The sequence below is a fragment of the Streptomyces sp. NPDC012637 genome, from assembly GCF_042954805.1.
Lineage (GTDB): Bacteria > Actinomycetota > Actinomycetes > Streptomycetales > Streptomycetaceae > Streptomyces.
Map to the genome: position 1 here is coordinate 48,160 of NZ_JBIBDS010000011.1, position 16,995 is coordinate 65,154.

General features: G+C 74.1%; 16 protein-coding genes and 1 pseudogene. 10 read left to right on the top strand and 7 right to left on the bottom strand.

Annotation, left to right across the window (positions count from 1 at the left end):
• The first annotated feature begins 106 nt into the window (after positions 1 to 106).
• From ACFY8W_RS34895 to ACFY8W_RS34925, 7 genes are all read left to right on the top strand, one after another.
• A complete protein-coding gene (locus tag ACFY8W_RS34895; RefSeq protein WP_391114361.1) occupies positions 107 to 610 on the top strand; it encodes an NUDIX domain-containing protein in 504 nt (167 codons plus the stop codon).
• Between the two features lie 53 nt (positions 611 to 663).
• Positions 664 to 2,262, top strand: coding sequence for a prenyltransferase/squalene oxidase repeat-containing protein (locus tag ACFY8W_RS34900; RefSeq protein WP_391114364.1), 1,599 nt, complete (start codon positions 664 to 666; stop codon positions 2,260 to 2,262).
• Between the two features lie 35 nt (positions 2,263 to 2,297).
• Positions 2,298 to 3,818 (top strand): cytochrome P450, encoded by a 1,521-nt coding sequence (locus ACFY8W_RS34905; protein ID WP_391114367.1) that lies wholly within the window; start codon positions 2,298 to 2,300, stop codon positions 3,816 to 3,818.
• 4 nt (positions 3,819 to 3,822) lie between these two features.
• Positions 3,823 to 4,050 (top strand): phosphopantetheine-binding protein, encoded by a 228-nt coding sequence (locus ACFY8W_RS34910; protein ID WP_391114370.1) that lies wholly within the window; start codon positions 3,823 to 3,825, stop codon positions 4,048 to 4,050.
• A complete protein-coding gene (locus ACFY8W_RS34915) occupies positions 4,047 to 5,417 on the top strand; it encodes a beta-ketoacyl synthase N-terminal-like domain-containing protein (protein ID WP_391114373.1) in 1,371 nt (456 codons plus the stop codon). The genes ACFY8W_RS34910 and ACFY8W_RS34915 overlap by 4 nt, the downstream gene beginning before the upstream one ends.
• Complete coding sequence (locus ACFY8W_RS34920; RefSeq protein ID WP_391114375.1) at positions 5,408 to 6,676, top strand: wax ester/triacylglycerol synthase domain-containing protein; 1,269 nt, start codon at positions 5,408 to 5,410, stop codon at positions 6,674 to 6,676. Before ACFY8W_RS34915 ends, ACFY8W_RS34920 begins: the two co-directional genes overlap by 10 nt.
• 85 nt (positions 6,677 to 6,761) lie before the next feature.
• Positions 6,762 to 8,099, top strand: a complete 1,338-nt coding sequence (locus ACFY8W_RS34925; protein ID WP_391114378.1) for a cytochrome P450 — start codon at positions 6,762 to 6,764, stop codon at positions 8,097 to 8,099.
• Here ACFY8W_RS34925 and ACFY8W_RS34930 read toward each other — a convergent pair.
• Positions 8,096 to 8,530 (bottom strand): annotated as a pseudogene (locus ACFY8W_RS34930) (ATP-binding protein). The gene ACFY8W_RS34925 and the pseudogene ACFY8W_RS34930 sit on opposite strands and share 4 nt — an antisense overlap.
• A 260-nt stretch (positions 8,531 to 8,790) precedes the next feature.
• Between ACFY8W_RS34930 and ACFY8W_RS34935 the strand changes: the two are divergent.
• The 3 genes from ACFY8W_RS34935 to ACFY8W_RS34945 are packed head-to-tail and all read left to right on the top strand — an operon-like array spanning position 8,791 to position 10,195.
• A complete protein-coding gene (locus ACFY8W_RS34935; RefSeq protein WP_391114381.1) occupies positions 8,791 to 9,180 on the top strand; it encodes a Scr1 family TA system antitoxin-like transcriptional regulator in 390 nt (129 codons plus the stop codon).
• Positions 9,177 to 9,422: a DUF397 domain-containing protein gene (locus ACFY8W_RS34940; RefSeq protein WP_391114383.1), complete on the top strand. Its 246-nt coding sequence runs from the start codon at positions 9,177 to 9,179 to the stop codon at positions 9,420 to 9,422. Before ACFY8W_RS34935 ends, ACFY8W_RS34940 begins: the two co-directional genes overlap by 4 nt.
• Positions 9,422 to 10,195 (top strand): SDR family oxidoreductase, encoded by a 774-nt coding sequence (locus ACFY8W_RS34945; protein WP_391114386.1) that lies wholly within the window; start codon positions 9,422 to 9,424, stop codon positions 10,193 to 10,195. The genes ACFY8W_RS34940 and ACFY8W_RS34945 overlap by 1 nt, the downstream gene beginning before the upstream one ends.
• A gap of 37 nt (positions 10,196 to 10,232) precedes the next feature.
• Here ACFY8W_RS34945 and ACFY8W_RS34950 read toward each other — a convergent pair whose 3' ends face one another.
• The 6 genes from ACFY8W_RS34950 to ACFY8W_RS34975 all read right to left on the bottom strand — a co-directional run bounded on the left by ACFY8W_RS34950 (position 10,233) and on the right by ACFY8W_RS34975 (position 16,775).
• A complete protein-coding gene (locus ACFY8W_RS34950; protein WP_391114389.1) occupies positions 10,233 to 10,502 on the bottom strand; it encodes a hypothetical protein in 270 nt (89 codons plus the stop codon).
• Positions 10,503 to 10,520: 18 nt separating this feature from the next.
• Positions 10,521 to 11,276, bottom strand: a complete 756-nt coding sequence (locus ACFY8W_RS34955; protein ID WP_391114391.1) for a hyaluronoglucosaminidase — start codon at positions 11,274 to 11,276, stop codon at positions 10,521 to 10,523.
• A 71-nt stretch (positions 11,277 to 11,347) separates the two neighbouring features.
• Entirely contained in the window at positions 11,348 to 12,835 is a 1,488-nt protein-coding gene (locus ACFY8W_RS34960) for a hypothetical protein (protein ID WP_391114394.1), read from the bottom strand.
• A 144-nt stretch (positions 12,836 to 12,979) separates the two neighbouring features.
• Positions 12,980 to 14,014, bottom strand: coding sequence for a TolB family protein (locus ACFY8W_RS34965; RefSeq protein WP_391114397.1), 1,035 nt, complete (start codon positions 14,012 to 14,014; stop codon positions 12,980 to 12,982).
• On the bottom strand, positions 14,011 to 15,279 hold the full coding sequence (locus tag ACFY8W_RS34970) for an MFS transporter (protein WP_391114399.1): 1,269 nt from the start codon (positions 15,277 to 15,279) through the stop codon (positions 14,011 to 14,013). Before ACFY8W_RS34970 ends, ACFY8W_RS34965 begins: the two co-directional genes overlap by 4 nt.
• Before the next feature lie 89 nt (positions 15,280 to 15,368).
• Positions 15,369 to 16,775: a DNRLRE domain-containing protein gene (locus tag ACFY8W_RS34975; protein WP_391114402.1), complete on the bottom strand. Its 1,407-nt coding sequence runs from the start codon at positions 16,773 to 16,775 to the stop codon at positions 15,369 to 15,371.
• Positions 16,776 to 16,995: the final 220 nt, after the last annotated feature.

Sequence of the window (16,995 nt, forward strand, 5' to 3'; positions counted from 1 at the left end):
GGCAGGGGCGGCGAGGTCGACCCCACCGCCTTTGACATTACGTTACGTATCGTATTCGATACCGAGCGTGATGAATCCGCCTGCCGGGACGGCATCGGGTGAGCTTGTGGATCATGTGGACCGGGCCGACCGTCCGGTGTCCACGGGTCTCCGTGGTCTCGCACCGGCGGGCGGACTGCTGCACCGGATCACGGCGACGGTCGTGCACGACGGGCACGGTCGCGTCCTCGTCTACCGGCGCCCCGCGTCGGCCCGCGTGCTGCCCGGCCACCACGACGTGCTGGTGGGCGGCTCCGTTCGGTCCGGTGAGACCTACCGCGACGCCGCCGTACGGGAGTTGGCCGAGGAGTTCGCCCTCACGGCCCTGCCGTACGAGGCGTGGCGGGAGCGGCGTTCCTCGCCCGACGGGCCGTGCTGGCTGGCCGTGCACCACTGGCGGCTTCCCGCCGGTGCCCGGCTGGTCGCCCTGGAGGCCGAGGTGGCGTGGCACGCGCTGGTGCCGCTCGACGACCTGCTCGGCCGTCCCCCGCAGCCGTTCAACCCGACGGGCGGGGAGGCCCTGGAGCGCCTCGCCGGCCTCATCGCCGCCGGTGATCCCGAACGACCGTGACCGACCGATAGGAACGCATGATCACCGCCGGGTTCCCTCCCGCCCTCTCCCCCTTGACCGCCTCCCCGGAGCAGCGCCGCTGCCGCGACCGGCTGAGCCGCCGGGTGACAGGGCTCTTCGGGAGCGACGGGCTGGTGCGGGCGCCGGTCGAGAGCCGGGTGCTCGAATCGTCCCTGCTGCTGGTCCTCGTCGACGACCTGGTGCCGGCCCATCGCGCCCGCGACCGGCTGGCCCGCTATCTGAAGCACACCCTGGACACCGCGCCGCCCGACGGCGTGCAGGTCGCCGTCGCGCGGGCCGCGCTGGACGGTGGTGCCGCCGGCGCGGCCGGGGTGGACGCCGAGCTCGACCGGTTCGGCCACTTCACCGCCGCACGCAAGCGCCTCATGTTCCGGACCCTGCTGGCCGCGCTCGGCGCCGTGCCCTGGCCCCGTGTGTCGTGGGATTCGTACGCGGCCCGTGGTGAACAGTCCTGGCTGCAGGTGGAGATGACGGCGCTGAAGGCGGTCGCGGCCCACGGCCGGGGGTGCCCCGAGCGCATCACCGACGCCGAGTGGTCGACGCTGGAGACGGTCGCGTGCGGTGAGCGGATCTGGGAGGGCAACCATCTGGCGCGGCTTATGGCCCTGCTGGCCCTGCGGCACCACCCGGTGCTGCGGGCGGCGGCCGTGCGCGGGACGGAGCACACGGTGCGGCATCTGCGGGCCGACGGCGGACTGCCCTTCATCACCGGCATGGACGTGTTCACCACCGCCCTCGCGGGCCTGGCCCTCACCGCCACCGGGCAGACGGAGCACCCCGTGCTCGATGCCGCCGCACGGGCGCTCGCCGCGCTGCAGCACGACGACGGCGGGTTCGGCTTCACGCGCGGCGTGCTGCAGAGCGACACCGACGACACCGCCTACTGCCTGGAGTTCCTGCGGGCCTGCGCACCCGGCCGGTACGCGGAGACCGTGCGCCGGGCCGAGGACTTCCTGCTCGCGCAGCAGAACGACGACGGCGGGTTCCCCACCTTCGCCCACGGCGTGGCCTCCGAGCGGACCATGACCGCGGCCGCGGTCAACGCACTGGCGCCGAGCCTGCGTTGCCGACCGGCCCTCACCTACGCGCTGCGCCACCTCACCGACCCCGACCGGCTCGCCCTGCCTCCGGAGAGCAGCTGGAGCCGGAACACCACCAACGCGGTGTTCCGGACGGTGCTCGCCTGCCGGGCCGTGGGTTCTCCGCCCGGAGCGACCGCCCCGCTGCGCGAGCGGATGCTCGGCCACCTGACCGCCGGGAGGCGTGGCGACGGCGGTTACGGGCACGGCGGCGCGGAGCCGAGCGATCCCATCAGCACCGCGTACGCGGCCGTCGCGCTCGCCCACATGCCCCACGGGGCACCGGGCGCGGCGACCGCCCTGCGCGGGGCCGTCGACTTCCTGGTCGCCCACCAGCGTCCGGACGGCGGCTTCACCTCGGTGCCCGACCAGGCCGGTCCCCGTCCGCTGCTGTACGACGCCCCCGCCCTCGCGGACGTGTGCGTGCTGCTCGGACTCGCTCACGCCCTCGACTGCGTGCCGTCCGAGCCGGGCGGGACGCCGGTGCCCGGCGGCGCGGGTCGGACGCCCGGGCCCGGCGGCACGGGCCGGACGCCCGGCGCGGCGGAGTGACCGAGAAGCCCGCGAGACCAAGGAACCACACCCGTATGGACGTCCTCCCTCCGGTCGCCCCCGGCGGCCTTCCCCTCATCGGCCACGCGGCACGGCTGACGCGCGACCGCCTCGGCTTCCTCGAAGAACTCCGTGCATCGGGACCGGCGGTGCGGATCCGGCTCGGCCGGCAGCAGGTGCTCGTGCTCAACGACCACCGGCCGATCCGTGAGCTCCTGACCCGGCGAGCAGGCGACTTCGGGCTCAGCCCGCACTTCCGGGTCATGAAGAGGATCATCGGCAACGGTCTCCTCGCCACGGACGGCCCCTTCCACCGCCGGCAGCGCCGGATCATGATGCCGGTCCTCGCCCAGTCGCGCATGCCGCACCACGCGCGGACCATGACCGCCCTGACCGAGCGGCGTCTCGCGCGCTGGCGTCCGGGTCAGGAGCTCGACCTGGACCGGGAGTTCACGCACCTGGCGACGGAGACCGTCGTCCGCTGCCTCTTCGGCGCCGACGTCACCGAGCGGGAGCTCGACTCGGTCGTCGACGCCCTCCCCGACCTGATGGCCTGGGCCGGCACCCACGGCATGGACCCGACCGGACTGCTGTCCCGGCTGCCCACGCCGCTCAACCGGCGCTTCCGCCGCGGCATGTCGGACCTGACCCGCCTCGTCGGCTCGCTCGTGTCACGCCGACTGGCGTGCCCGGCACCAGGGGCGGCGACGGGGACGGGGACAGCAGCGGCGTCCCAGTGGCCGTACGAGGGCGACCTGCTCACCGCCCTGCTGGAGGCCAGGGACCCGGAGAGCGGAGCACCGCTGGCGTACCAGCAGGTCCACGACGAGATCATGACCTTCCTCATCGCGGCCGTCGAGTCGGTCTCCCGCACCCTGGCCTGGACGGTCCACCGGCTCTCCGCGGACCCGGAGGTCCGGGAGGCGCTGCACCGGGAGGTGGACGACCGGCTGGCCGGCCGGTGCGCCACCGCGGAGGACCTGCCCCACCTGCCCCTCACCCGGCGGATCCTCACGGAGGTGCTGCGCCTGTACCCGCCGGGTTACCTGATCTCCCGGACCGCGCGGCGCGACACCCGGCTCGACATCCGGCTCGACGGCCGGCTCGACGGCGAGCGGAACGGCGACCGGATCGCCGTCCCCGCCGGGACGATGGTGATGTTCTCGTACTACGCCCTGCAGCGGGATCCCCGGCTGTTCCCCGAGCCCGAGGAGTTCCGCCCCGACCGCTGGGCGGGGACGCCCGAGGGACCGGCCTGCGAGGCGTACCTGCCCTTCGGTCTCGGAGCGCACGGCTGCCTGGGCGAGTCCTTCGCCTGGACGGAGATGGCCATCGTGCTGGCCTCGATCGCGGCGCGGTGGGAGCTGCGTGCCCTGACTCCCGGACCCCCGGTGCCCGTTCCCGCGTTCTCCCTGACCCTCACGGACACCCGGGTGACCGTCCGGGCCCGCTCCCGGTCCGTCGAGCGCACACCGGACACACCGGACGCTCCCCCGACCGCCGCCCCGGCCTCCGCCCCCTCCCCCGCCCTGACCACCGCGCAGAAAGCCGTGTGACCCCATGACCGTCGACGAACTGAAGGCCGTGCTCGCCACCTTGGGCACGGACGGTGACCTCCACGAGGACACCCTGCGCGAGGAGGTGGGACTCGACTCCCTGGGCCTCGCCGAACTGGCCGAGGTCCTGCGCGAGCGGCACGGCATCACCGTCTCCGACGCGGCCCTGGGCGAGGCCGTCACCCTCGGCGACCTCGCGGCGCTCGCCACGGCGGCCGGGGCAGCCCGTTGACGCCGGTACCGGGCCCCGTCGCCGTCACCGGCCTGGGGCTGTTCACCCCGGCGGGAGACGGTGCGGCCGCCACCTGGGACCGGGTGCTCAAGGCGGTGCCCACCGCCGTGGTCACCCCGGTCCCCGTCCCGCGCGACCCCGTCCCGTACGACCCCGCCCGTCCGGCGCCGACGGCGGCGGTGACGCGGGCCGCCCCGGCAGCGGAAGCCTCCCCGGCGACGGGGGCACACGAGCGGGCCTACCTCACCTGCCCGGCGCCGCCCTTCGCCCCGGAACGGCTCGGCACCGCCCGATACCGCCGCCCCGACCTCAGCGGACAGTTCGCCCTGCTCGCCGCCGTCGAGGCCGTGCGGGACGCCGGGTTCGCCGTCGACCCGGCCACCCTGTCGGCCGGGTGGGACGAGGAGCGCGCCGCCGTGCTCGTCGGGAGCGGCGCCGGCTGCGTCACCGCGTACGACACGCACCACCGGAAGCTCCGCGCGGGCGGACCGGACGCGGTGTCGCCGTACGCCGTCCCCACGACGCTGCCGAACTCCCTCGCCGCCCAGCTGTCCATCGCCCTGCGGGCCGGCGGGCCGAGCGCCATGGTCGGCACCGCCTGCGCCGCGGGCGCCACCGCCCTGTGCGTGGCCGCCGACATGATCCGCCTCGGCCGCTGCGACACCGCCGTGGTCGTCGGCACCGAGGCGCCCCTGAACGCCTTCCACCTCGCGGGCTTCGACCGCATCGGCGCGCTCTCGCACCGCCTGGACGATCCCTCCGGCGCGTCCAGGCCCTTCGACAGCGGCCGGGACGGTTTCGTCGCGGCCGAAGGAGCGGGTGCCCTGGTCCTCGAACGGGTCGAGCACGCCGCGGCCCGCGGGGCCCGCGCGCACGCGCTGCTCCTCGGCCACGGCTCCTCCAGCGACGCGTACAACGCGGTGCGCCCACGGGACGACGGACACGGCGTCGCCGCCGCGGTGCGCGCCGCCCTCGCCGACTCGGGACTCGCCGCGGCCGACATCGGGTACGTCAACGCGCACGCCACCGGGACGCCGCTGGGAGACGCGGCGGAGGCCCGGGTCCTGGCCCGGCTGCTGCCGCACCGGCCGCCGGTCTCCTCGACCAAGGGCGTCACCGGCCACCTGTTCGGAGCGGCCGGGACGGTCGAGGCGGCGCTCACCGCGCTCGCGGTCGCGCATCGCGTCGCCCCGCCGACCGCGAACCTCACGCACCCGTCCCCCGACATCGACCTCGACCTGCCGACCGCCCCGCGGGCGCTGCCGACCGGACCGGGGCAGGCGGCGCTCTCCGTCTCCGTCGGCTTCGGCGGGCACAACACCGTCCTCGTCCTCGCCCCCGCCCAGGACTCCCCTTCATGGCTCTGACGTACACCGCCGGCCCTCCCGCCGCACAGCCCTTCTCGTCACGCGACCGGCTGATCACGGAGATCGCGGGCCTCGGCCCCGACCCGCTGCTCCACCTCGGCTGCGTTCTCGTCTTCGACGGCGGCCCGCCCGCCCCGGAGCTGCTCGCGGACCACGTCCGGACCCGGCTGCCCGCCCTGCGGGAGCTGACGCTCCGGCCGGACCCCGGGCAGCGGCGGTGGGTCCCCGTGGACCGCCCCGACATCGACGCCCACGTGCACACCCTCACCGTGTCCGGGGACCTCCTCCGCGACCCCTCCCTCGCCGTCGACGCCGTCCTCGACCAGCCGCTCGACCACTCCCGGCCGTTGTGGGGCCTGTGGATCGTCGCCTCCGCCACGGGCGACGGCTTCGCCCTTGCCTACCGCGCCCACCACGCCTTCCAGGACGGGCGCGCCGCGGCCGAGACCGTCGACCGGCTCTTCGGGCCCGCCGGCACCGGTGCGGACGGACGCGGCACCGGCGCGCTCACCGCACGCGGCGGTGCCGCCGCGTCGCTCTCCGCCGCGCTCCTCCGGGACCTGCTGCCCACCGCCCGCCCTCGTGCGGTCGACTGGCCGCCCGCCCGGCACCCGGCGGCGGGCACACGCCACGCCGCCGTCGGCTCGTACGAGCTGCGCCGCCTCCACGGCCTCATCCGCGGCACCGGTGCCGGCATCAGCCACATCGCGCTGGCCGCCCTCACCGGCGCCCTGCGCGCCTGGCACCCGGACACCTGGCGCGACGCGGCCTCCCCGCTGCCCGCGACCTTCGCCCTGAGCGTCCGTACCGCCGACGACCCGTACCGGCTGCTGGGCAACCGCGGCGCGGTCGCCGTGCTTCCGCTGCCCTGTCACGACCCGTCACCGGCCGCACGTCTCGAAACGCTGCGCGCCGAGGCCTCCCCGGCCCGGCTCGCGGACCTGGCCGGGCGGCACACCGCGCTCTTCGACCGCATGCCGTACTGGTGCGCCAGGAAAGGGCTACGCCGCACCATCGACGCGCGCCGGGTCCCGCTCGCCCTCGCCGACGTACGGTTCCGCGCCGACCTGTCGTGGCAGGGACGGCGCCCCGAAGCCGTCCACCTCCTGCCGCCGTCGGTACCCGGGCAGCCGCTCTTCGCCGCGTGGACGACGCACGGGGGGCGGCTCCGGATCACCTTCGTCGCCGACACCGGCGTGCCCGGGCTGGACGCGCTGCCCGGCCACTTCGACGACGCGCTCGACCGGTTGACCGGTTGACCGGGCGTCCGGCACCGGCACCCGCGCCGTGCCCGGCCCCCTGAGCGACTTCCCTCCTCACGACCCGTTCTCCGAGGACCTCCCCGTGCCCCACTCCCTGGCGCCCCTCGCCCCGGGCGCCGTGCCGTTCGCCGGCCACGCCCTCACGCTGCTGCGCGACCCCGCCGACTGGCTGCGGCGCTGCACCGAGGCCGGGCATCCCGTGCAGCAGTTCCGGATCTGGAACCGGCCCGGCGTCCTCGTCACCGCCCCGGAACTCGCCCACGAGGTCCTCGTGACCGAGGCGGACACGTACGACAAGACCGGGCGCGTCTACGACAACACCCGCGCGATCCTCGGAGACATCTTCGGCGTCGCGGACGGCAGGCGGAACGCCGTGCTGCGCCGTCGCATCCAGCCGGCGTTCCGCCGGGCCCGGATCGTCGAGGCGGTCCCCACCATGAGCCTGGAGGCCAGGCGCCTGTCGGGGCGGTGGCGGTCCGGGACCGAGATCGACGTCGCACGGGCGACGGCCCCGTACGTCCACAGGAGCGCGGTGCGGACGATGCTGCCCGTGGTGCCGGCCGCCGAGATCGACCGGCTCGCCGCGGCCTCCAGCCGCCTGTTCTCCGGTCTCTACCTGTGCGCCCTCCTGCCCACGGCCGCCATGCCGCTGCTCGCGCGGCGGCTCAGGCCCGCCCTCGACACCCTGCGCCGGGCCCAGGCGGACGCCCTTCCCAAGTACCGTGAGGATCCCGGGTGTTCCGGGCTGCTGGCCGCTCTGACGGAGACCAGCGGCGAGGACTCCCCCGGCCCCGCCTCCGAGGGCGAGGTCGGCGACTACTTCGTCTCCCTCCTCCTGGCGAGCGGCGACAACACGCACAGCGCCGTCGCCTGGCTCCTGCACCACCTGGCCCAGGACCAGGAGATGCAGCAGCGGCTCGCCGACGAGGTCGCGGCCGTGGCCCCCGAGGGGCCTGCCACCCACGCCGAACTCGCCCGCATGCCCCTGCTCAGGAACACGATCGCGGAGACGCTGCGCGTGAGGCCACCCACGTGGATGGTCGTGCGCTCCGCGGTCCGGGCGGCGGAACTCGGCGGCCACCGCCTCCCCGCCGGCACGGACGTCTACGTCAGCCCGCACCTGTTGCACCACGACCCCGCGGCGTTCCCGGACTCCGGCGACTTCGCTCCCGGACGCTGGCCCGAGGGCGGACCGGCGGCCCGCGACCACACGTACCTGCCCTTCGGGGCGGGCCCGCGCAAGTGCCCGGGCGACCACTTCGGCATGACCTCGGTCGCCGTGGTCACCGCCACGCTCCTGGCGACATGGCGGCTCCTCCCCGCGGGCCCCGCCCCACGGACCCGCTTCCGGACGGTCCAGATGCCCGTACGGTGCCGGCTGACGGTCCTGGCACGCCGCCCGGGGAAGCCGCCCCGCTAGAGGTCGAGTTCGGCACGGACCGTCTTGCCGACGGGCAGCCGGTCCAGGACCTCCCAGCGGCTCGCGAGCGCGGCAACGAGGAGCAGACCGCGCCCGGAGTCCGGGAGCGGGACGCCCGGCGGTACGAGGGCGGGCAGGCGTTCCGTACGCGTGTCGGCGACGTCGATGCGGAGCCGGACGTCCGGGTCGCACGAGAGCGTCAGCTCGAAGTCCCGGCCGGGCACGCGGCCGTGGGTGACGGCGTTCGCGGCGAGCTCGGCGACGATCTGGCCGACCGCGTCGGAGAGCGCGCCACCGTGCCCGAATCCCCAGCGGTCGAGCTGTTACAGCGCGAACCGGCGGGCGAGGCGGGCGCCCCGCGGCGTCGAGCTGAAGCGCTGGGTGAACGCACGTACGGTCACGGTCTGTTGGCGGGTCTGCTGGGTGCTCATGGGACCAATGTGGCGGTGGTCGGGGCGGGTTCCCAGGTCAGCAACTCGTACGCTCCGTAAGCGTACGAGCTCGGAGGGTGGACAGTGATGACAGATGGTGATGCGGAACCGGAGACCTCGGACAGCCTGAAGGCCTTCGGGGAAGTGCTCAAGGCGTTCCGCAGGCGGGCTCGGCTCACACAGGAGGAGTTCGCGCCGGCGGTGGACTACTCGGTGGAGACGGGGGCGACGCGGAGATCGAGGAGAACCTGGTCGCCCGCATGAAGCGGAAGAAGTTGCTCACCGAGCGGCCCACCACCGCGTACAGCTTCATCATCGAGGAGCACGTGCTGGAGAGGGGAACGGGCGGTCCCGATACCCACCGGGCGCAGATCGAGCACATCCTGCGGATGTCCGAGCGGCGCAACATCGAGATCCAGGTGATGGGGCAGAGTCGGCGCCATCACGCGGGACTCGGCGGGCCCATGCAGTTACTGGAGACGCCCGAGAACCGCTGGTACGGCTACTGCGAAGCCCAGCGCGGTGCGCTGCTCATCAGCGACGCGAAAGAGGTCGGCATCCTCCAGATGCGGTATGCCAGGATGCGGTCACAGGCTCTTACCCTGGAAGACTCCCCGAGCCTGTTGCGGCAGATGCGAGGAGCTATATGAGCACCACAGACCTGGCCTGGTTCAAGAGCAGCTACAGCAGCAGCGGTGACGGTGACTGCGTCGAGGTCGCCCTCTCCTGGCACAAGTCCACCTACAGCAGCGGCGGCAGTGGCGACTGCGTCGAAGTCGCCGCCTGCCCCACCACCGTCCACGTCCGGGACTCCAAGCGCCCCGAGGACGCGCGGCTCGCCCTCGCGCCCGCCGCCTGGGGTGCGTTCGTCGCCGGCTGCGAGCAGCTGTAATGGCCTACCTGGACGACCTGTTCTCCCTCTCCGGGCGCACCGCCCTCGTCACCGGCGGCAGTTCCGGGATCGGAAGAGCCGTCGCCCGGGCGCTCGCCCGGGCCGGTGCGTCCGTCGTCGTCCTCGCGCGGCGCGAGGCGGAGCTGAAGGAGACGGTCGACGAGCTGACCGGGCTCGGTGCCACGGCGGCCTGGGTGAGCGGGGACCTCTCCACCCGGGACGGCGTACGGGCGGCCGCCGAGGGAGCCGTTCAGGAGCTCGGCGGCGAGCCGGACATCGTCGTCAACTCGGCCGGGATCAACCTGCGTCCGCCGATGTCCGAGCTCGCGGACGAGGTGTGGGACCGGACGATGGCCGTGAACCTGGAGGCGCCGTTCCTGCTCGGGCAGCGCTTCGGGCCCGGGATGGCCGAGCGGGGCTTCGGGCGGATCATCCACGTGACCTCCCAGCAGGCGCACCGCGCGTTCGTGCGGTCCGGGGCGTACGGGGTGTCGAAGGGCGGCCTGGAGTCCCTGGCGCGTTCGCAGGCCGAGGCCTGGTCGCCGTACGGCGTCACCGTGAACACCCTCGTGCCCGGCTTCGTTGTGACTCCGCTCAACGAGCAGCTGTCCTCCGACCCGGCCAAGGTCGCCGAGCTGGCCGCCCGCACGATGGTCGGGCGGAACGGGCTCGCCGGGGACTTCGAGGGCGCGGCCGTCTTCCTGGCGAGCCGCGCCTCGGCGTACGTCACGGGGCAGGCGGTCTTCGTGGACGGCGGGCTGTCCGTCCACTGACGGCGCCCCGCCCCGGGACCGCCGGGGGCCGGTGGCGCTACTGCTCCGGCTCTCCCGGCGTCGGCCCGCCCGAGAACCACTGCTCGCCGGCGGGGTCGACGTCCTGCGCGGCGGGGGCCGCCTCGACCGGCATCTCCTGGGGCGGTACGGCCGCCGCCGGCACCGGGGCCGGCACCGGGGCCGCCAGGCGTGCCTTGAGGTCGGCGTTCTCGGCCTCCAGGGCCACGATGCGCTTGCGCGCGAAGTAGAGCTCGACGACCGCGTCCTGGAACTCGGCTATCAGCTGGTCAGGGGTGAGCTGCACCATCGGTTGTTCTTCCTCTTCCTATGCGGGTGCGATGCGCGTGGGGGTGCCGGCGGGGCCGCGCCACCACAGTTCGCCGTTCTGCGCGTACAGGACGCCGCCGCCGGCCGCCGAGACGGTGCCGGTGGGCGGTGTGGTGGTGTTGCCGATCTCGACGGTGCCGTCGACGAGGAGCCCCGGCTTCTCCGTACGTTGCACGATGTGGACCTGGGCACGCGGGGTTGCGCCACGGTCGATGCCGATGCCGATGAGTCCGGTGCCCTTGACGGTGAGGTCCTCCAGGCCGGGGTTGTTGCGCAGGACGATCAGGGCGCCGGTGGTGGGTCCGTTGGTCGCGGTGACGTAGATGCCCTGGGAGGCGGTGCCCTGCGTCTGGAGGTCGATGGACAGGGCGGAGGCGCCGGTGTCGGACCCGTCGGCGTATCCGACGTGCGCGATCTTCAGCGTGCCGCGGCTGGTCCGCTCCGTGCCCTTGAGATACATGGCCGAGCTGTTCGGGTTGTTCGAGCGGACGTTGAGCGCGGAGCCGTCGCCCTGGGTGGCGTCCAGGAAGACGGTCGCCGCATGGTCGACGGTGTTCGTGGACTTCACGTACAAGCCCTCGCCGGTCGTCGTCGCGTAGAACCTCGGCGCGGTCACCTGGCCCTGGGCGACGACCGGGCCGGTGAACGTGGTGGTCTCCCCCGCCGCCTCGGCCTCCGGCGCCGTCGCCCCGACGGCCACGGTCACGGCCCCCGCCGTGAAGCCGCCCACGAACAGTCTTCTGCTGACGCTCATGCGTCGTCCCTCCCCGATCGACGATCTCTGGACGTCATTCAACCTGATCCGGAGATCCTCGATGGCGCGGGTCACTCCGGGCCCGTGGCACCGTTCAGGCAGTGGTCGAGGAGTGCGTGCATGCGAGGGAGGGGGAGGGACGGGTTGGCTGCGGCGCCTTCTGCGGTGCGAGGGTCGTCGAGGAGGGTTTCCAGGGTCTCCGGTGTCAGGTTCGGGTTGGCGACGGCTGCCCGGCGTACCGCGTCGTCGGGGTCTGCCACCGGAGGTTCGGGCAGGGCGGGGTCGGCCGCGGCCAGGGCGCGAACGTCGGGGTCCGGGTGGCCGACGAGGTGGGTGAGGCCGGTGCGGGGAAACGCGGGCAGGCTCAGCAGGTGCGGACGGTGGACCGGGCGGGTGACGAAGACGTCCACGAGGAGGTGTGGCGGAGCCAGCGGGTGGTGACAGGCCAGCCGGATCCGCACCTCCTCGTCGTCGTCCTGTGCGAGGGTCGCGACGAGTTCCGCGGGCAGGCCGGGCCAACTCGCCGCCACCCTGCGGAGCACCGGCTCCTCGGACACCGCGCAGGCGGCGAACCAGTCCGGGGCAGGCTGGGTGGCCGGCTCGGTGATCGGACACACGCAGTCCGGGCCGTGCCCTACGACCGCGTGGATCGCCCAGTACTCGGCCCAGGTACGGGGGAAGGGATGGAGGCGTGCGCGCATCCGCACGCCCTCGTCCGGGTCCTCCCTCAGCTCCGCGACCAGGTCCGGTCCCGGGTCAGGCCGGGCGGCGACCATCTCGCGGACCTTCGGCTCGGCGTGGCGGGCGAGCCGGGTGACGGCGTCGGCCGGGGTGTGGCGGTTCCAGGTCAGGGGATGCACCGTGCCGTCCGCGAAGCACTGCTCGACCAGCCCGGGCGACAGGGCGCACGTGCCGAGTACGTGCGGCTTGCCGTGCGAGCCGATGGACGGCAGCTTGGCCTCCACCGCTTCCGGGTCCAGCTCCCAGCTGCTCTTCTGTGCCGCTTCCCGTACCGCGGGGTCGGGGTCGTCGAGCAGTGCCTCCCGCTGCGCGGGGGTGAGCGACTGCCACCGATAGGTGGCGATCACGCGGAGTCCGGGGCGTTCGTGACCTGCCAGGGAGCGGTGGAAGGACAGCGGGATCTGCCGGGAGCAGCCGAGTTCCTGGACGATCTCGTGTTCGGTCAGCATGCCGTCCTCACCCCCGTCCCGGGCGGTCATGAGTGTGACGAGGATGTCGTCCGGCAGCGGTCGGACCGAGCGTGGGTGGGGCCGGGGGCCGCCGGCGAGCGCCCCGCGGACGATCCCCGACGGGTCCGCCGCCAAGGGGGCGAGCCGCGCGGGGTCGACGTACCCGTTACGGGCGAGCGCGCGGCGGATCCCCCTGGCCGGATGGTGGAGGGCCGCGTCGATGACGGCGTCGGGCAGGTCACGGCCCGCGCACATCAGCAGGCCGGCCTCACCGGCCGCTTCGTCCACCAGGCGTACCAGTACGTCGGAGGGCGCCGCCGGATTGAAGGCGATGCCGCGCAGCCACGGATCGTGCAGGGAGTCGGACACCGCGTCATCCTGCCACCTCGCCTCCTGCGCCGGGCCGCCTGCCGGCTCCGCGCCCGCCCCCGCCACCGCCGGTGGGCGCGGGGAGCCGCAGCCGTCAGCTGTCAGCGGTCTCTCGTCAGGATCCAGTGGGGCGTTCAAGCCCGTTCACGCAGGAGGCAGCACGGACGGGGAGTTGGCCCCGGGGACCAGCATCCTCGGGCGGCCGGTGCCGTCCGCCGCGGCGGTCCAGACGTCGTTGGTGCCGTCGCCGCGCTGGAGGGCGTAGGCGACCGTGCGGTCGTCGAGCCAGGCCGCCTGGTCGTCGACGTTCCGGGTCTCGGACAGTTCCGTACGGCGGAGGGTGGCCAGGTCCAGGACGGCGAGGCGCCAGCCCTTGGCGGGGTCGGCGTCGACGGCCTGCTTGAACGCGATCCGCCTGCCGTCGGGCGACAGTGAGGGGCACTCGACGTTGTCCGCGAGCGTCCGCAGTGTCCCGGCGGCGAAGTCGCCTTCCACCAGGGAGCGGACGCCGGCGCTGGAGACGGTCGCGTAGAAGCGGTTGTCGTCGGCGGCGAAGGTGACGCCCCAGACGTTGATGTCCGCGGCCCGGTAGCGGCGGCCCTGCTTGTAGACGGCGAACTCCTCCAGGGAGGTGACCAGTCGGCCGGTGCGCGTGTCGAGGATGCCGGTCCGGGTGGAGAAGCCGCCGCCGGCGTACGAGTCGCCGCCCACGAACAGCGTCCACGCGATCATGCGGCCGTCGGCCGAGACCCGGGTCCGGTTGGGCAGGCCGGTGAGCGGGACGGTGCGGCGGGTGCGGTGGTTCTCGTCGAGGACGAGGAGGCGGGGGCCGCTGAGCGCTCCGGTGGGCGTCAGGCAGGCGGTGGTGCCGCCCGCCGTGTAGGCGCGGTCGCAGCGCTGCTCGGTGACGGTGCGGGGGCCGGTGGGGTCGGCGAGGGACAGCGTGGACAGCAGGCCGTTGCTGAGCACCCGCAGGCGCGGCCCGGCGGCGGGCTTCCGGCCGTCAAACTCCGCCGGATCGGCGGCGGCCGTGGGTGCGCCGGTGCCGGTGTCGCCGGAGGCGGCGCGGGCCCTGACGACGGCGGTCGTCGCCAGGGCCGCGAGCAGGACGGCGGCGATCGCGGTGACGAGGATCCTGGTGCGCCGGGAGGTACCGCTGGTTTCGTTCGAACCGTTCACGAGGACGTACCGGTTCCTTCCTTGTCGAGGCCGAGCAGGAGCACCGTCGCCAGGGCCGCCGCCACCGCTATGGCCGCGGCGACCAGGACCGCCGTCCCGGAGCCCCAGAGCTGCCAGGCGACGCCGAAGAGGGCGGAGGAGCCGAGGTAGGCGAGCGCCTGGCCGCTCTGGACGAGGGCGATCCCGGTGGTGCGGAGCCGCTCGGGCAGGACGGGGCCCGCGAGGGCCATGAGGACGCCTTCGGTAGCGGCGTAGAACAGCCCGTAGAGGCCGAGGACGGCGACGAGCAGGGGCGTCCCGTGCAGCGGGCCGTCGAGGAGCACGTAGACCAGGACCAGGGCCGCGTAGCCGCCGAGCATGACGGGCACTCTGCCGATCCGGTCGGCCAGCGCGCCCAGCGGCGCCGCCAGGACGAGGTAGGCGAGGCTGGTGCCGACGGCGAGCAGCGGGAACCAGCCGACGGACAGGTCCTCGCGCCGCTGGAGCAGCAGGTAGACGAAGCCGTCGCCGATGGTGGCGAAGCCCAGGAGGCAGGCGGCGCCCACGAGCCGGCGGACGGGCGCGGTCCGCAGCAGGCCGCCGACGGCCTTCACCGAGACGCTTCCGGCGGGTGGCCGCGGGGCGCGGTGGTCGCGGACGAAGAGGAGCAGGATCACGACGCCGAGCGCCGCGACCGAGAAGCTGGTGACGAAGACGGCGTCGAAGGACTGGCCGGCGAGCGCGAGCACGGCGAGCGCCGCGAGCGGGCCCGCGAAGGCGCCGACGCTGTCCATGGCGCGGTGCACGCCGAAGGCGCGGCCGAGGGCGTGGGGGGGCGCGGACAGGGTGATCAGGGCGTCGCGGGGCGCGGTCCGCAGGCCCTTGCCGGCCCGGTCGGCGGCGAGGACCAGTGCGATCGGGGTGGCGGAGCCGCCGGCCGCGGGCAGGGCGAGCTTGGTGAGGGCCGAGAGGCCGTAGCCGACCGCGGCGACCGCCTTGCGCCGGCTGATCCGGTCCGCGACGTATCCGCCGACGATCCTGAGCAGGGCCGTGGCGCCGGTGTTGAGGCCGTCGAGGAGGCCGTAGGCCGCCGGCGACAGGCCGAGGCCGACGACGAGGTAGAGCGGGAGGACGGCGGTGACCATCTCCGCGGAGACGTCGGTGACGAGGCTGACGGTGCCGAGCGCGAGGACGTTGCCGCCCACCGCCTTCCACCGGCCCCGGCGGCCCGGCCCTTCGGGGCCGGCCGCCGAGGAGGCCTGCCTGCCGATGGTGGAGAGATACACGGGGGAACGACCTCCGGACCGAGGGGCGGGGACCGGCCCCGTACGGGCGGGTGCGCGTACGGGTACGGGGCCGGTCGGACGGGCGTGGCTCAGTGGCAGGTGCCGGTGCCGCTGTCGTTGTAGGTCTTGCCCGACTGCGGGACGAACTGCCAGTCGTAGCTGCCCGCGTGGAGGGTGAGCTTCAGGACGCCGAAGGTGTCGTTGTTGCGGGCCTCGCTGTTCGGCTGGATGGTGCCGAAGCCGTAGAGGCTCGCGCCGCCCATGCCGGCGACGAACTGCCGCAGGCCGCGCGCGGTGTCGAGCTGTCCGCTCGGGTTCTGCGGGGCGAAGCGCTCGTACTGGTGGTTGTGGCCGGTGAGGATGACCTCGGCGTTGTTGTCGTACAGCGCCTGCACCAGCGGCCCGGTGGAGCTGTCGGGGCCGTGGGCGGAGCTGGAGGTCCAGCGCGGCCGGTGCCAGTAGGCGAGGGTGCAGGACTTGCCGCTGGCGGCGAGGTCGGCGCGCAGCCACTGCTCCTGGGCCGATCCGGCGGCCATGCTGATCTCGGAGTTGAGCGCGACGACGTGCCAGGCGCCGAGGTCGTACGAGTAGTAGCCCTTGCCGGCCGTGCCGGCGTTGGCCCCGAAGTAGTTGTAGTAGGCCGAGGCGCCCGAGGTGAGGTAGTCGTGGTTGCCCGGGGCCGGCTTGGTGCGGGCCTTGTGGCGGCCCCAGGTCGGCTCGTAGTACGTGCTGAAGTCGGAGGCGCTGCCGTTCGGGTAGGCGTTGTCGCCGAGGGTGAACACGGTGCCGGGGATGCCGTCGAGCAGGTTGGCGGTGGCGCTGTCGCCGGAGCCGGAGGTGGCGACGTCGCCGGCGCCGACGAGGACCGGGTCGCCGGTCGGCGGCGGCGTGGTGGTCGTCGGGGTGGGCGTGGGCCCGGTGCCGGTCTCGAGGACGAGCTGGGGCCCGGTGGCACCGGTCTCGCGGGAGTCGTAGTCGGCGCCGTTGCTGCTGGTGGACGTGACGCCGATGGCGAACGTGCCGTTGCCCTTGACGTACGAGGTGACGTCGACCTCGTACCAGGCGTTGCGGGCGACCGAGCCGAGCGAGCCGAGGACGGCCCCGTCGATGGCCGGCTTGTTGTTGTACGTGACGGCGGTCTCGGACCAGCTGGTGTCGGACATGGCCCGGAAGGTGCCGCCGTTGCTGCTCTCCGCGCCGAGCACGTCGTCGGTGTGGAGGCGGAGCGTCGCGCGGGTCACCGGCTGGGTGACGCCGGAGACGTCGAACTTCAGCATCGTCTGCTTGACGGGGCTGTTGTCGACGCCGAGCTGCTGGGACGCGCCGTGGTTCGTCGAGGTCAGGCTGCTGTCGACGTAGGTGTCGGCGGTGGCCGTGAAGGTGGTGCTCGCGGCCGCGGCCGTGGGCGCCACGTCGGTCAGTGCCGTGGCGAGCACGGCGGCCGAGGTGAGCACACCGAGCAGGGCCACCGTGGTGGTGGCCTTCCGAGTGGGCATGAGATCCCCTTCTCATGAGGGACGAGGGCGCCACGCAAGGTAAGGGTGCCGGGGTGCCGTCGCGTGTTGCCCCGACGTGGTGGGGGTTGCGCGCCGGTGAACGTCTGGCCATGAGCACATCAAACACATGAGCGGGGACACGACGACGACATGACGAGGGCGCGACACGGGCATGGCTAAGGCATGAACACGTCAAGACGGTACCGGCCACCGCATCCTG

Bases quoted from the DNA above. Each gene is read 5' to 3' on its own strand.
- ACFY8W_RS34940 (WP_391114383.1), top strand. From the start codon at position 9,177: ATGAGCACCACAGACCTGGCCTGGTTCAAGAGCAGCTACAGCAGCAGC.
- ACFY8W_RS34950 (WP_391114389.1), bottom strand. From the start codon at position 10,502: ATGGTGCAGCTCACCCCTGACCAGCTGATAGCCGAGTTCCAGGACGCG.
- ACFY8W_RS34920 (WP_391114375.1), top strand. From the start codon at position 5,408: ATGGCTCTGACGTACACCGCCGGCCCTCCCGCCGCACAGCCCTTCTCG.
- ACFY8W_RS34905 (WP_391114367.1), top strand. From the start codon at position 2,298: ATGGACGTCCTCCCTCCGGTCGCCCCCGGCGGCCTTCCCCTCATCGGC.
- ACFY8W_RS34945 (WP_391114386.1), top strand. From the start codon at position 9,422: ATGGCCTACCTGGACGACCTGTTCTCCCTCTCCGGGCGCACCGCCCTC.
- ACFY8W_RS34910 (WP_391114370.1), top strand. From the start codon at position 3,823: ATGACCGTCGACGAACTGAAGGCCGTGCTCGCCACCTTGGGCACGGAC.
- ACFY8W_RS34975 (WP_391114402.1), bottom strand. From the start codon at position 16,775: ATGCCCACTCGGAAGGCCACCACCACGGTGGCCCTGCTCGGTGTGCTC.
- ACFY8W_RS34955 (WP_391114391.1), bottom strand. From the start codon at position 11,276: ATGAGCGTCAGCAGAAGACTGTTCGTGGGCGGCTTCACGGCGGGGGCC.
- ACFY8W_RS34935 (WP_391114381.1), top strand. From the start codon at position 8,791: ATGAAGCGGAAGAAGTTGCTCACCGAGCGGCCCACCACCGCGTACAGC.